Here is a 12,673-nt window from a genome sequence, read left to right as displayed (position 1 = left end):
CCGTCGAATTCATCGAGATCGCGACAGGCCGATGGGCCTGCCGCGAAACGTGGTCGAGGATCAGCCCTCTTCGCCGAGCCAGCTCTTGATCTGGTCCGGATGCTCCTTGATGTATTTGTCGACTGCCTGTTCGTAGGAGGTTTCCTGCGCATTGAACATGGCGGCCTGCAGATCGTCGATCGGCAGCTTCATGCGCGACAGGAAGCCGGCGACCTTCGGATTGTCCTTGGCGAAGTCCTTGCGGGCAAGGATGTCGACATGTTCTGCATCGCCGAGTGCCTTTTCGGGATCGGCGATGTAGCGCAGTTCATATTTGCCGAACATCCAGTGCGGGCTCCAGGAGGTGGCAACGAACCAGTTCTTGTTGCGGTAGGCGCGATCGACCGAGGTCAGCATGCCGGCTTCGCTGGAGATCTGCAGCTTGTAGCCGTCGAGGCCATAGGTCTTCACGGCTTCCTGCGAGAGGCGGGTGAGGCCGGCGCCCGGATCGATGCCGTCGATCGTGCCCTTCAGCTTGTCGCGCACCGACTCCTTCTTGAGGTCGGCGATCGAGGCGATCTCGCTTTCGGGGATGTAGGTCGGCACCACCCAGCCCAGCTTGGCACCGTCATAGACCGTGCCGAGCGTTTCGACGCGGTCCTTGATCTTGGCATAGTAGTCGGCATGGGTCTGCGGCAGCCAGGCCATCATCATCAGGTCCAGGTCGCCGCGGCTGACGCCCTGGTAAAGCGGTGCGACATCGGTCTGCACCAGGTCCACGTCACGGCCAAGATCATCCTTGATGATCTTCGCGGCAAGCTTGGTGACGAATTCCGCATCCGACCAGGCGGCCCAGCCGATCTTCACCGGCTTGGTTTCCTGGGCATGAGTGGCGGATGCCGTGCCGCTGATCAGGGCGGCGGCAAGGCCGATCGTTGCGCCGAGCGACGCGAGGGTCTTGAACATGGTTGCTCCTTCTTTCGAAAGGTTCGCATTCGGCGGGGTCCACCCCGCCCTCGTTCAGCTGGAGGTCGCGGTGCGCGGCTGCGGCACCTTGCTCTCCGCTGGTTTCCAGACGAGGAAGCGGCGTAGTCCCACCCCTTCCTTGCCCAAGCTCTGGGTAATGCGGTCGAGGATGACCGCCAGGATGACGACTGCGAGGCCGCCTTCGAAGCCGGTTCCGACATCAAGGCGCTGGATGCCCGTCAGCACGGTATTGCCGATGCCGCCCGCACCGATCATGGAGGCGATGACCACCATCGACAGCGACAGCATGATCGTCTGGTTGATGCCGGCCATGATCGAGGGGAGCGCGTTCGGCAGCTGTACCTTGAACAGCAGCTGCGACGGCGTGCAGCCGAAGGCCTGGCCGGCCTCTATGAACTCGCCATGCACCTGGCGGATGCCGAGATTGGTGAGGCGCACGACCGGTGGCATCGCGAAAATGACCGTCGCGATGGTTCCCGGAACGGCGCCGAGGCCGAAGAACATCGCCGCCGGAATGAGATAGACGAAGGCCGGCATGGTCTGCATCAGGTCGAGCACCGGGCGCACCGCCGCGGCCACCGTGTCCTTGCGCGCCATGGCGATGCCGAGCGGCAGACCGATGATCATGGCCAGGAAGGTGGAGGCGATTACCAAAGCGAGCGTTTCCATCGTGGCGGCCCACAGCCCCATGTGCTGCACCAGCCACAGCGCCAGCCCGGTAAAGAGGGCAAAGCCGAAGCCGACCCGCCACAGCGACAGGACCACGAAGATGGCGATGCCGACCGGCATCGGAATGGCGCTCAACAGGTTCAGGATGCCGCTCGTGACGAAGCCGATCGCGGTGGCGATCACGTCGAGGGCAGGGGAATAGTTGTCGAGTACGTAATTGACGGCCTTATCGACGCCGCTGCCGATTTCAAAATCCATGGGATGTCCTCTCTCGGTCTCGTGCGGAATGGCGATCAGCCGGCGCGATCGAGCGTTTCCAGCAGGGCGGACTTGCTGATGGAGCCCACATAACGGTTGCGCTGGTCCACCACCGGAACGGGCCAGGGGCTGGAAGCGACACGGCCGAGCACATTCGACAGCGGTTCGTCGGCCGGAATGGCCTCCACATCGCGGATGAAGGCGCTGCGATAGGGATCGGCATCCCTGGCTCGCACCTTCTCGATCAGCGAAGCCTGGCTGACCATGCCGTGATAGGTCTTGTCGCGGCCGAGGATGATGGCGTAGTCGCGATCGTAGTTCTTCATGCGCTCGAGAGCAGCGGCCGCCGACACGCCCTGGCGTTCGATGATGGTCACCTGCGTCTGGCGCGCCACATCGCCGGCCTTGAACACCTGGCTGACATCGACATTGCGGAAGAAGGAACGGATGTAGTCATTGGCCGGGTTCATCACGATCTCGTCCGGCGTGCCGACCTGGATCACGGCACCGTCCTGCATGATGCAGATCCGGTCGCCGATCCGCATCGCCTCATCAAGGTCATGGCTGACGAAAACGATGGTGCGGCTGTGTTCGGACTGCAGCCGCACGAGTTCGTCCTGCATTTCCGTGCGGATCAGCGGATCGAGGGCCGAAAAGGCCTCGTCCATCAGAAGGATTGTCGGCTCGCTCGCCAGGGCGCGGGCAAGCCCGACACGCTGCTTCATGCCGCCGGACAGCTGGTCAGGCCGGCTGTCGGCATAGCCGGCAAGGCCGACGGCTTCCAGCGCCGCCCGCGCCTTCCGGTGGCGTTCCGCGTCCCCCATGCCCGCCACTTCCAGGCCGAAGGCGGCATTGTTGAGCACCGTGCGGTTGGGCAGCAGCGCAAAGGACTGGAACACCATGCTGATGTCGCGACGGCGAAGCTCGATCAGCTCGCGGCGCGACATGCGGGTGATGTCCTCGCCGTCGATGGCAATCGAACCGGAGGTGGGGTCGATCAGACGGTTGAGCAGACGCAATAGCGTGGATTTTCCCGAGCCGGACAGGCCCATGATGACGAAGATTTCGCCGGGATAAACGTCGAAGCTGGCGTCGAGGACGCCGATGGAATTGCCGGTTTCGGCGTGGACCTCGGCCTTCGACTTGCCGGACCGGTAAAGTTCGAGCGCCTTTTCCGGCCGCTCGCCAAACACCTTGAAGACGGATTTCAGACTGATCTTGGGCGTTCCGGCTTTCGCCGTCCCGTCGGTTTCAGTTGTCATAGCCATAAGCAATCAAGCCCCCGGCTCGCTAGCTGGGGAACGCTCCTTTATTGGCGAAAGGTTCATCACCGGCGGCCCTTGCGAGCAGCCGGGAGAACGCGATCTGTTTTCGTTCACGGCAGAGGCGCCGCAGTGTCCGTGCTGGTGGGCTGCCGGGGCATGAAGCGCTCGATCCGGCAGCAGAATAATCACAAAGGCGCCTTTCCACCGAACGTCACGGCAAGACAGCGCTTGTGTGTCTCTAGATATAGTCCAAAAGTTCCAAAGTCCATGAAAAAATCTAGATTTTGTGTGTTGGGGGCGGGTAGGTGGGGCCACCATGTCGCTTATCGGCCAGGAATCCTGCCGCAATTACAACACCTTCCGGCCCGCGCGCGGGAAAGACACAAGCAAGGACGGGCTTCGGAACCGGCGACGAATCCTGTATCTGGCTAGGCAGAAGATCTTCGAACCTGTAATGGATCGGGTATGAGCAACGTCATCAAATTCCAAAAGCCGAAACCGGAAAAGGCGCCGAAATCCGGCCCACCGAAATGGCGCCCGCCGCGGATCGGGCGGCCTCTGGCGATCGTGATCATTCTGGCGCTGTTTGCCGCGGCCTGGGCCTATTTCCAGTTCGTCGAACCGCAACTCGGCGGCTCCATCCCCGGCGCATCGCTGTGACGACGGTGAGCAGCGGTGACACCTCGACCACGGCGGACATCCTGTTGCCGGTCGAACGGCAACTGGACGCCTACAATGCCCGCGACATCGACGCCTTCATGCTCTGGTGGGCAGACGACTGCCAGTACTACGCGTTTCCCGATACGCTTCTGGCCTCCAGCGCCGCGGAAGTCCGTGCCCGCCATGTCGAACGTTTCCGCGAACCGGACCTCTACGGCAAACTCATCCAGCGCGCCTGCGTTGGAAATCTCGTGATGGATCATGAGGTCGTCACACGCAATTTTCCGGACGGCAAGGGCGAGGTGGACGTGATCTGCCTCTACGAGGTGTCGGAGGGCAGGATCGCCAAGGCCTGGTTCAAGCTGGGCGAGCCAAGGATCCTTTAGCAGCAGGGCATTCGACGACCGTGCTGCATTTGGGAATAGAATATACCCGGCCAGATCCAAATGCAGGATAAGGTGGATTATGGAACAAAGCCATATCTGCAACCCACAGAATGGCTTGCCGCCGCCTTAGGTCAGGTCGAACTCGAAGCGCATCCCGTCATAGGCCGGCTCCACATGCGCCGGTGTCTCGTCCAGCACCGTGCGATAATCCAGCGGAATATGCATGTGGGTCAGGATGGCGCGTTTTGGCTTCAGCCGCTCAATCCAGGCCAGCGCCTGGTCGAGCGACAGATGGCTCGGATGCGGCCGGTACTGGAGCGCGTCGATGATCAGCACGTCGAGATCCTGAAGCGCCGCGACACTCTCGTCCGGAAAGTCGCTCACATCGCTGCAATAGGCCACGTTGCCGATGCGAAAGCCGAGTGACTGGATATCGCCATGCACCTGTCGATGTGCCTTAAAGGACAGCGCGCCGCCCGGACCGCTGACGGTGATCGGCTGCGCCAGATCCTCGATCAGCCTCGGTTCGACAATCGGCGGATAATTGCCGCCCGGCGGCGTTTCCAGGCAATATCCGAATCCCTGTCGGATGCGCCCCATGGTGAATGGATCGGCGAAGATCGGGATGCGCATGCGCTGCGAATGAAAATAGCCGCGCACGTCATCGATCCCGTGCAGGTGATCGGCATGCGCATGCGTGTAGAGCACGGCGTCGATCCGGGTGACGCCGGCGGAAATCATCTGCTCGCGAAAATCCGGACCCGTGTCGACGACGACGGTGGTTGTCGCGCCGTCCTCGGCAATCTGCTCGACGAGGAAGGCGGCGCGCCGGCGGCGGTTGCGTGGCTCGGTCGGATCGCAGGCGCCCCAGTCGCCATCGAGCCGCGGCACACCGGGCGACGAGGCGCAGCCAAGGATGGTGAACCGCTGCCGCAGACCCGCCACCGGTCTCACACCCTGGTCATCTTCGAAAAGCAGCGGAACGCATTCTCCGTGGTAATGCCGGCCATCTCCTCGTAGGAAACGCCCTTCACCTCCGCCAGAACCTCTGCCGTGTTGACCACGTAGGACGGCTCGTTGCGTTTGCCGCGCCAGCGTTTGGGCGCAAGATAGGGTGCGTCGGTCTCCACCAGCAGCCGGTCGAGCGGTACAGTCTTCGCGATCTCCCGGATCTCTTCGGATTTCGGAAACGTCAGGATGCCGGAAAAGGAAATGTAGCCGCCCAGCGCCACACCGCAATCGGCCAGCGCCTGGCCGGCGGAAAAGCAGTGCAGGATGAAGGGGAAGGCGCCCTTCCCGGTTTCCTCGGTCAGGATCGCCGCCATGTCCTCGTCGGCGCTGCGGCTGTGGATGACGAGCGGAAGCTGCGTGCGCCGCGCCGCCTCGATATGCCGGCGAAAGCCCGTCTGCTGGTCGGCGGGCGTCTGGGTGTCGTAGAAATAATCGAGGCCCGCCTCGCCGATCGCGACGATCTTGTCATGGCTTTCGGCAAGCTGCACCAGATCGTCGGCGGTGACGTCGAGTTCCTCATTGGCATTGTTCGGATGCGTGCCGACCGAACAGAACACCGAGGGATAGCGTTCGGTGAGCGCGAGAAGCGTCGGCAGCTTTTTCACCCGCGTCGAGATCGTCACCATCTGGGCGACGCCCGCGGCATGGGCGCGCACCACCAATTCGTCGCGTTCTGCGTCGAAATCGGCAAAATCCAGATGGCAGTGGGTATCGATCAGCATGAACTCAGGCCTTGTCGGCGTCCGGCGCCACATAGCGCGGGAAAACCGGCGAGGGAGCGGGCAGTTCCGTGCCGGGTTTCAGGCGACCCGCCTCGCCCAGCTTGGCAAACACGCGGTCTTCCTCGGCCACGGCCACCAGATCAAGAATCTTGGCGGCGGATTGCGGCATGATCGGCTGGAACAGGATGGCGATTTCGCGCACCACCTCGGCGGTCACCCACAGCACCGTTTCCATGCGCGGCACATCGGTCTTGCGCAGCACCCACGGCTCCTGGGCGGCAAAATACCGGTCGGCCTCGTTGACGATGTTGATCACGGCGGCCACCGCCTTGTGCACCTGCTGGCGACCCATTTCCTCGCGGCAGATGGCGATTGCCTCGTCGGCGGTGGCGAGGATCGCCCTGTCGGCCTCCGTCAGGGCGCCCGGCTGCGGCACCCTGCCCTCGCAGTTTTTGGCGATCATCGACAGCGAGCGCGAGGCAAGGTTGCCGATGCCGTTGGCGAGGTCGGCGTTGATGCGGGTGGCAATCCCCTCTTCCGAATAGCTGCCGTCCTGGCCGAAGGAAACTTCGCGCAGGAAGAAATAACGCACCTGGTCGAGGCCGAAATGGTTCACCAGATTGACCGGATCCACCACATTGCCGAGCGACTTCGACATCTTCTCGCCCTTGTTGAGAAGGAAGCCGTGGGCGTAGACGCGTTTCGGCAGCGGCAGACCTGCCGACATCAGGAAGGCCGGCCAGTAGACGGCGTGGAAACGGATGATGTCCTTGCCGATGATATGGGCGTCCGCCGGCCAGTATTTGGCGCGCGGACCGTTCTCATCTTCGACATAACCGGTGGCGGTGATGTAGTTGGTCAGCGCATCGACCCAGACATACATCACGTGTTTGTCGTCGCCCGGCACCTTGATGCCCCAGTCGAAGGTCGTGCGCGAAATCGACAGATCCTTGAGACCCGATTTGACGAAGGAGACGACCTCGTTGCGGCGCTCGTTCGGACCGATGAAATCCGGCTGATCCTCGTAGAGTTTCAGGAGCTTGTCTTCATAGGCGGAGAGCTTGAAGAAATAGCTTTCCTCCTCCACCCATTCGACCGGCGTGCCCTGGGGACCGTAGCGCACCCCGTCGGGCCGAACTTCGGTTTCTTCTTCCTGGTAATAGGCCTCGTCGCGGACCGAATACCAGCCGGCATAGCTGTCCTTGTAGATGTCGCCATTGGCGGCCATGCGACGCCAGACCTCCTGCACCGTCGCATGATGACGCTGTTCGGTGGTGCGGATGAAATCGTCGTTCGAAGCGTTGAGCAGCGTGCCCATGGCGCGGAATTCGTTCGAATTGCGCTCGGCCAGTGCTTCCGGGGTAATCCCCTCGTTGCGGGCCGTCTGCTGCATCTTCTGGCCATGTTCGTCCGTCCCGGTCAGGAAGAACACATCCTTGCCGTCGAGCCGCTGGAAACGCGCCATGGCGTCGGTCGCAATCAGCTCATAGGCATGGCCGATATGCGGCTTGCCGTTCGGATAGGAGATGGCGGTCGTGATGTAGTAGGGGGTCTTCGTGGACATTGCGGCCAGCATTACCGTTCTTGTTCAGGGTCTCAGGTCCCGCGTCTTAAACCAAGTTTCGCGGATGCGAAACAGCAAGTTTCCGTTTGGGACTCTCCCGCCCCTGCCCCGCTACCGCGTCACGTCCTCCAGCAGCGACAGGATCGTCTGCTTGCGGTCGAGATTGTAGGCCTGCGAGATGCCGATCCGCTCGCCGATATCGGAGGACAGGCGCGAGGCGCGGTCGGCGCCGACCAGATCGCCGGCAAAGGCGGCTGTCCTTGCGCGCGTCACCAGATGTTCGCGCAGATGATCGAGGAAGAAGCCGAAGATCACGTCATTGTCCTTGCCCGAAAGCACGTCGGCCAGGCGGTGCATGGCGCGCCGCGCGGCGGGACCGTCGGAGTTCAGCACCTCGTCGAAGGCCGCGACGATCTCCGTGCCGCCATAGTTGAGAAGCTTCAGCGCCTGCGAAACGCTGCCGCCCGCCTCGGTCAGCACCTCCTCCGCCGTCCGCCCGCCATCCGGCGCGTGGCCGAGTGCTGTCAGCGCCTGCGCCAGATCCGCGCGGGAGAGCGGCGAAAGCTTCAGCGGCAGGCAACGCGAGCGGATGGTCGGCAGCAGCCGGCCCGGTGCATGGCTCAGCACCAGAAACAGGGCCCGCTTCGGCGGTTCCTCCAGAATCTTCAGGATGGCGTTCGCCGCATTGCGGTTCAAATCATCGGCCGGATCGATGATGACGATCCGCCAGTTGCCCGTGCCGGAGGTCTGGGAAAAGAAGTGCCCTGCCCTGCGCACCTCATCGACGGTGATCGCCGTCCTGGCCTTGCCGGTCTTCTCGTCGACTGGCCGCGTCAGGTGCAGCAGATTGTGCGAGGCGCCGGAGGCGATCTGCCGGCTGACCGGAGACTGCGGATCGGGATCGCCGAGCCGCTCCGGCGCAGTGGCGGGATCCGGATGCGAGAGCACGTGATTGGCGAAGCGGAAGGCCAGTGTCGCCTTGCCGATGCCCTCCGGCCCCTCGATCAGGATGGCATGGTGGCTGCGACCGGAGCGATAGAAGCGGGCGAGGAAGTCCTCCGCGTCGCGGTGCCCGAACAGATGTGGATTGACCTGAGGCGCGATTGCGCCGTCCAGAATGCCGTGGCCTTCCTCGCTCATGCCCTGTCCTTCTTCAGATTCCGCTCCGCCAGCCGCGCCTCGACCAGTTGCAGGATGTCCGCAGCGATCTCGGATTCGTCGCGGGCGGCATCGATTACCCGGCAACGGGCGGGTTCTGCCGCAGCAATGTCGAGAAAGGCCTGCCGGCGCTTCTCGTGCACCGCGATCTCCTCCTTTTCGAAGCGGTCCGGCGCCACCGCCTGCCCTGCTGAGGCGGCGGCACTGCGACGGCTTGCCCGTGCCAGCCCTTCGGCGGCCGGCAGGTCGAGGATCAGCGTCAGGTCCGGCCGCACGCCATCGATTGCCACCCGCTCCAGCCGCTCGATGAAGACCCTGTCGAGATTGCCGGTAATGCCCTGGTAGACCCGCGAGGAATCGATGAATCGGTCGCAGAGGACCACCTTGCCGGCAGAAAGGGCCGGGCGGATCAGCGCCTCGACATGATCGGCGCGGGCTGCGGCAAACAGCATGGCCTCCATGCGCACGCCGTAGGCTTCGGCGGCACCGGACAGGATGACATGGCGCACCGCCTCGGCACCCGGCGAGCCGCCCGGCTCGCGCGTCACCACCACCTCATGGCCCGCGGCGCTGAGGGTGTCCCCCAGCCGGCGAATCTGGGTCGACTTGCCGGCCCCTTCCCCGCCCTCGAAACTCACGAACAATCCGGGTGCTTTTACCACTTTACCGCCGCTTTTCCTGTCCTGCTGCTGCCGGTTCTAGCCCATTGCGTGCCGATGTGAAACAGCGCGCGACGCAAAGCCTAGAGCCAGAACAGCGCCAGTTCGATCAGCGCGTCGGTGGCGCGCGAGACGAGCGAGCCCTGCTGCACCGAAGAGGCCGCATAGAGCGGAACCTCCTTCAGCGGCCGCTCGCCCTCCGAAATCTTCAGCACGCCCACCTGCTGGCCCTCCGCAACCGGCGCCCGCAACGGCCAGCGATAGACGATCCGCCCGGACAAGCGCTCGCCATTGCGCGCCGGCACATAGACGTCTACGGCTTCGCGCGCCACGAGATCGACATGGCGCTGCTCGCCGCCATAGATGGCGGCCTGGCCGATGCTGCCGCCGGCGGCAAACAGGGTGCGGGTGGCAAAGGAGGAGAGTGCCCAGTCGAGCACGCGCCGCGCCTCCTCCTGCCGGTCCTTGTCGCTCTGCAGGCCGCCGAGCGCGAGAAACAGCCGCGTCCCGTCCCTTTCGATGGAAGCGACCGCGGCGAAGCCGGAGCCTTCCGCATAGCCGGCGCCCAGGCCGTCGATGCCGATGCCGAGCGCCAGCAACGGGTTCTTGTTGCGCTGGAAGATCTTGTTCCACTCGAAATCCGGCTGGGCGTAGAGCCGGTAGTAATCCGGGTATTGGTGATAGATGTGCCGGGCAAGCTCCACCAGGTCGCGTGCCGTCGAGCGGCTCTCTTCCGAGGGCAGGCCGGTCGCATTGCCGAACTGGCTGCGGGTGAGACCGAGATCCCGGGCGCGCGCGCTCATCCGTTCGGCAAACCGGCCTTCCGAACCGCTCATGCCCTCGGCGATGATGATGCAGGCATCATTCGCATTGTGGATGATGACGCCCTTGATCAGATCCTCCAGGCGGATCTCCGAGCGCAGCGCGGCGAACATCGTGGTCGTGCCGGAGGGGGCGCCGCCTTTGCGCCAGGCATTTTCCGAAACGCGATAGGTGGTGTCGACCGTCACCTCGCCCTGCTTCAGCGCCTCGAACACAAGGTCCATCGTCATCAGTTTGGCAAGCGAGGCTGGCGGAAAGGCCTGATTCTCGTTCTGCGCCAGCAGCACCGTGCCGGACCGGTCCTCCACCAGATAGATCTGGCGGGCCTTGAGGCCCGGCAGGCGCGTTTCATCCGCAGCCGGCACCGGACCGGCAAACGCAAATGCGGCGCATGCCACGTAAAACAATCTGCAAATTCGGGAAAGGATTCGCCGCTGCATGGGTAAGCTCTTCAACCGCATACCCATGCCTAGCAAGCAGCGCCGGCCGGCGCAACCGCGCGCTCAGCGGCGCGCGGTTTTCGGTGCGGCAGCGCCGCCATCGGTTTCCAGCACGCCGTCGTCGCGCAGCACCACATTGCCGAACATCACGCGCGGACCCTTTGCCGCAGGCGCCGGTGCGGCATAGGCCGTTTCGGTGACGGCAGGCGCCGGGCGCGGCTTCGGCGCAGCCTGGGCCGTCGACGGCACAGCCGCCTTGGCGGCCGGGCGCGGCTCGCTGCGCTGCACCGGTGCGGCCGCGACCTGCGTGTGACGCTGCGGCTGGACTGCTGCCTGATGCACGACGGGGGCGGCAGGCTGAGCGACGGGCGCCGGCTTGTGCTGTGCCGTTGCCGGCTGCGGAGCCGGCGGGAAATGCGCGGCGACAGCTGCGCCGGGGCGTCCGACCGGCACCGGCACGGCGGATGGTGCCGCCTTGGCCTCCGGCGCGTCATAGGACTTCACCGCTTCGGCAAAGGATGCCGTGACGGCATTCGCCTTTGCCGGCTTGCTCGTCGGCGTCGGGCCGGCAAAGGCGGTCGAGGAGGAAACGCGATTGCCGTAGCTCTGCAGTTCATCCCCGAGCGACTGGTTGGAAGCCACCATCACGCCGGATGCGATCTGGCCATCCGGATGGATGATGCCGGGCACGCGATCCCCCTTGCGGATATAGGAGGCCATCAGGAACGGCATGTCGCGCCCGTCCATGCGGGCACGACCGACATATTGCACATTGACGCGCGCCGTGCCGGTGCGACGGAAATCCAGAAGCTCGGCGGTCTTCTCCGATACGTCGATCACGCGGCCGGGATGGAAGGGGCCGCGGTCATTGACGCGCACGATGACAGAGGAACCGGTATCGAGATTGGTGACGCGTGCATAGCTCGGCAGCGGAAAAGTCGGGTGAGCGGCAGACAGATAGTCGCTGTCATAGACTTCGCCATTCGCCGTCATGCGGCCGTGGAAGGCGGAACCATACCAGGAGGCCAGGCCGGACTTGTTGTAGTTCGGGTCTTCCTTGGGCACATAGGTCTTGCCCTTGACTTCGTAGGGGCTGCCGACCATGAAGCGCCCGCCGCCGCGCGGCACCGGCTGGCCGTCCGCGATCACGCGCGGGCTGGCCTTCACGCCATATTCGCTCTCGGCGAAATATTCCTTGCTCTTGGTCTTGCCCTTCTTGGCCACCGTCGTCGGGGTCGCCGCACAGGATGCCATGCCGATGCAGACGAGCGTAATGCCCAGCCATCGCGCACCCAGGTGAAGTTTGCCGGAATCAGAAGTCAAATCTTGTCCCACGCCGCTCTAGAAGGTCATCCGGGTCCTCGTCCGGATGCGCCCCGCACCCTCGGCACTTATGGTTAATGCCTCGGGCCAATGCCGGCAGTCTTGCCCGCAACGTGGCCAAAATGCGATCCAAAACAGGGGATAAAGAAAATTCGATGCGATCATGGTTAATGAATGGCTAACGTTTGCCGGATTTGCCGCGAATCGGTCCGTTTTGCGCGCAGCTGTGATCACGTCTTGTTGGCTTTGGCCTGGCGAGCGACTGCGGCATGGTGAAGGGATGATGTCTTCCCGCACCTTTCGCATGTTGGCCTGGCTATCGCTTGCCGCCATCATCTTCGTCACCATATCCCCGATCGGCCTTCGCCCGCACGATCCGTTGCCGGTCAATCTTGACCGGGCGCTGGCCTTTGCGGTGATGGGCTTTCTCTTCATCATGGCCTATCCGAAGCGGCCGCTGCTTCTGATCGTCGTCCTGCTCGCCAGCGCCGGCCTGATCGAAATGCTGCAGTTCCTGGCGCCGACGCGCCATGCCCACCTTGCCGATGCCGTGATCAAAGCGATGGGCGCAGGCGCCGGGGCGCTGCTGGCCTGGACTTGGCAGAGCGTCCATCTCAAGCGACGTCAGGTCCGGGTCCGCCGCCGATAGCGCAGCCGGCCGGGCTTGCCCGGTCTTTGACGCTTCATTGAAGGGCACGCGGGAACTCTGGTGCATCGATCGTGTTAGCAGGATGTCACCGTCCGTGAGTGCACTGCGCCCTGGCCCGCGT

General features: G+C 63.8%; 13 protein-coding genes. 3 read left to right on the top strand and 10 right to left on the bottom strand.

What is annotated here, in order from left to right; all coding sequences use genetic code 11:
* Positions 1 to 60 precede the first annotated feature (60 nt).
* The 3 genes from KLP42_RS09325 to proV are packed head-to-tail and all read right to left on the bottom strand — an operon-like array spanning position 61 to position 3,161.
* Positions 61 to 945 carry a glycine betaine ABC transporter substrate-binding protein gene (locus KLP42_RS09325; RefSeq protein WP_215566054.1) on the bottom strand — a complete coding sequence of 295 codons (885 nt, stop codon included), beginning with the start codon at positions 943 to 945 and terminating at the stop codon, positions 61 to 63.
* Positions 946 to 999: 54 nt separating this feature from the next.
* Positions 1,000 to 1,893 (bottom strand): ABC transporter permease, encoded by an 894-nt coding sequence (locus KLP42_RS09320; RefSeq protein WP_215566052.1) that lies wholly within the window; start codon positions 1,891 to 1,893, stop codon positions 1,000 to 1,002.
* 35 nt (positions 1,894 to 1,928) lie between these two features.
* A complete protein-coding gene (gene proV / locus KLP42_RS09315; protein WP_215566050.1) occupies positions 1,929 to 3,161 on the bottom strand; it encodes a glycine betaine/L-proline ABC transporter ATP-binding protein ProV in 1,233 nt (410 codons plus the stop codon).
* Positions 3,162 to 3,623: 462 nt separating this feature from the next.
* Here proV and KLP42_RS09310 point away from each other — a divergent pair, with 462 nt between their 5' ends.
* Complete coding sequence (locus tag KLP42_RS09310; protein ID WP_215566048.1) at positions 3,624 to 3,818, top strand: hypothetical protein; 195 nt, start codon at positions 3,624 to 3,626, stop codon at positions 3,816 to 3,818.
* Entirely contained in the window at positions 3,815 to 4,204 is a 390-nt protein-coding gene (locus KLP42_RS09305) for a nuclear transport factor 2 family protein (protein WP_215566796.1), read from the top strand. The genes KLP42_RS09310 and KLP42_RS09305 overlap by 4 nt, the downstream gene beginning before the upstream one ends.
* 126 nt (positions 4,205 to 4,330) lie before the next feature.
* Here the strand turns inward: KLP42_RS09305 and KLP42_RS09300 are convergent, their stop codons facing one another.
* The 7 genes from KLP42_RS09300 to KLP42_RS09270 form a co-directional block, all read right to left on the bottom strand.
* The gene (locus KLP42_RS09300; RefSeq protein WP_215566046.1) at positions 4,331 to 5,149 is read right to left on the bottom strand and encodes an MBL fold metallo-hydrolase; all 819 of its coding nucleotides are present in this window, start codon (positions 5,147 to 5,149) and stop codon (positions 4,331 to 4,333) included.
* A gap of 5 nt (positions 5,150 to 5,154) precedes the next feature.
* Positions 5,155 to 5,937, bottom strand: a complete 783-nt coding sequence (locus KLP42_RS09295) for a TatD family hydrolase (protein ID WP_215566044.1) — start codon at positions 5,935 to 5,937, stop codon at positions 5,155 to 5,157.
* A 4-nt stretch (positions 5,938 to 5,941) separates the two neighbouring features.
* Positions 5,942 to 7,501 carry a methionine--tRNA ligase gene (gene metG, locus KLP42_RS09290; RefSeq protein WP_215566042.1) on the bottom strand — a complete coding sequence of 520 codons (1,560 nt, stop codon included), beginning with the start codon at positions 7,499 to 7,501 and terminating at the stop codon, positions 5,942 to 5,944.
* A 111-nt stretch (positions 7,502 to 7,612) separates the two neighbouring features.
* Positions 7,613 to 8,641 carry a DNA polymerase III subunit delta' gene (locus KLP42_RS09285; protein ID WP_215566040.1) on the bottom strand — a complete coding sequence of 343 codons (1,029 nt, stop codon included), beginning with the start codon at positions 8,639 to 8,641 and terminating at the stop codon, positions 7,613 to 7,615.
* Positions 8,638 to 9,321 carry a dTMP kinase gene (tmk, locus tag KLP42_RS09280; protein WP_353844850.1) on the bottom strand — a complete coding sequence of 228 codons (684 nt, stop codon included), beginning with the start codon at positions 9,319 to 9,321 and terminating at the stop codon, positions 8,638 to 8,640. Before tmk ends, KLP42_RS09285 begins: the two co-directional genes overlap by 4 nt.
* 80 nt (positions 9,322 to 9,401) lie before the next feature.
* The gene (locus tag KLP42_RS09275; RefSeq protein WP_215566038.1) at positions 9,402 to 10,580 is read right to left on the bottom strand and encodes a D-alanyl-D-alanine carboxypeptidase family protein; all 1,179 of its coding nucleotides are present in this window, start codon (positions 10,578 to 10,580) and stop codon (positions 9,402 to 9,404) included.
* 63 nt (positions 10,581 to 10,643) lie between these two features.
* Positions 10,644 to 11,903, bottom strand: coding sequence for a septal ring lytic transglycosylase RlpA family protein (locus KLP42_RS09270; RefSeq protein WP_502941285.1), 1,260 nt, complete (start codon positions 11,901 to 11,903; stop codon positions 10,644 to 10,646).
* A 280-nt stretch (positions 11,904 to 12,183) separates the two neighbouring features.
* On the opposite strand from KLP42_RS09270, the gene KLP42_RS09265 reads away from it, so the two are divergent.
* Entirely contained in the window at positions 12,184 to 12,552 is a 369-nt protein-coding gene (locus KLP42_RS09265; protein WP_215566036.1) for a VanZ family protein, read from the top strand.
* Positions 12,553 to 12,673: the final 121 nt, after the last annotated feature.

The sequence above is a fragment of the Rhizobium sp. CSW-27 genome, from assembly GCF_018760785.1.
GTDB lineage: Bacteria > Pseudomonadota > Alphaproteobacteria > Rhizobiales > Rhizobiaceae > Neorhizobium.
This window is presented reverse-complemented; position numbering and strand designations above follow the sequence as displayed.

Excerpts from the sequence above, each read along its gene's own strand:
- proV (WP_215566050.1), bottom strand. The coding sequence starts at position 3,161 with ATGGCTATGACAACTGAAACCGACGGGACGGCGAAAGCCGGAACGCCC.
- KLP42_RS09325 (WP_215566054.1), bottom strand. The coding sequence starts at position 945 with ATGTTCAAGACCCTCGCGTCGCTCGGCGCAACGATCGGCCTTGCCGCC.
- KLP42_RS09310 (WP_215566048.1), top strand. The coding sequence starts at position 3,624 with ATGAGCAACGTCATCAAATTCCAAAAGCCGAAACCGGAAAAGGCGCCG.
- KLP42_RS09275 (WP_215566038.1), bottom strand. The coding sequence starts at position 10,580 with ATGCAGCGGCGAATCCTTTCCCGAATTTGCAGATTGTTTTACGTGGCA.
- metG (WP_215566042.1), bottom strand. The coding sequence starts at position 7,501 with ATGTCCACGAAGACCCCCTACTACATCACGACCGCCATCTCCTATCCG.
- KLP42_RS09285 (WP_215566040.1), bottom strand. The coding sequence starts at position 8,641 with ATGAGCGAGGAAGGCCACGGCATTCTGGACGGCGCAATCGCGCCTCAG.
- KLP42_RS09295 (WP_215566044.1), bottom strand. The coding sequence starts at position 5,937 with ATGCTGATCGATACCCACTGCCATCTGGATTTTGCCGATTTCGACGCA.
- KLP42_RS09265 (WP_215566036.1), top strand. The coding sequence starts at position 12,184 with ATGATGTCTTCCCGCACCTTTCGCATGTTGGCCTGGCTATCGCTTGCC.
- KLP42_RS09320 (WP_215566052.1), bottom strand. The coding sequence starts at position 1,893 with ATGGATTTTGAAATCGGCAGCGGCGTCGATAAGGCCGTCAATTACGTA.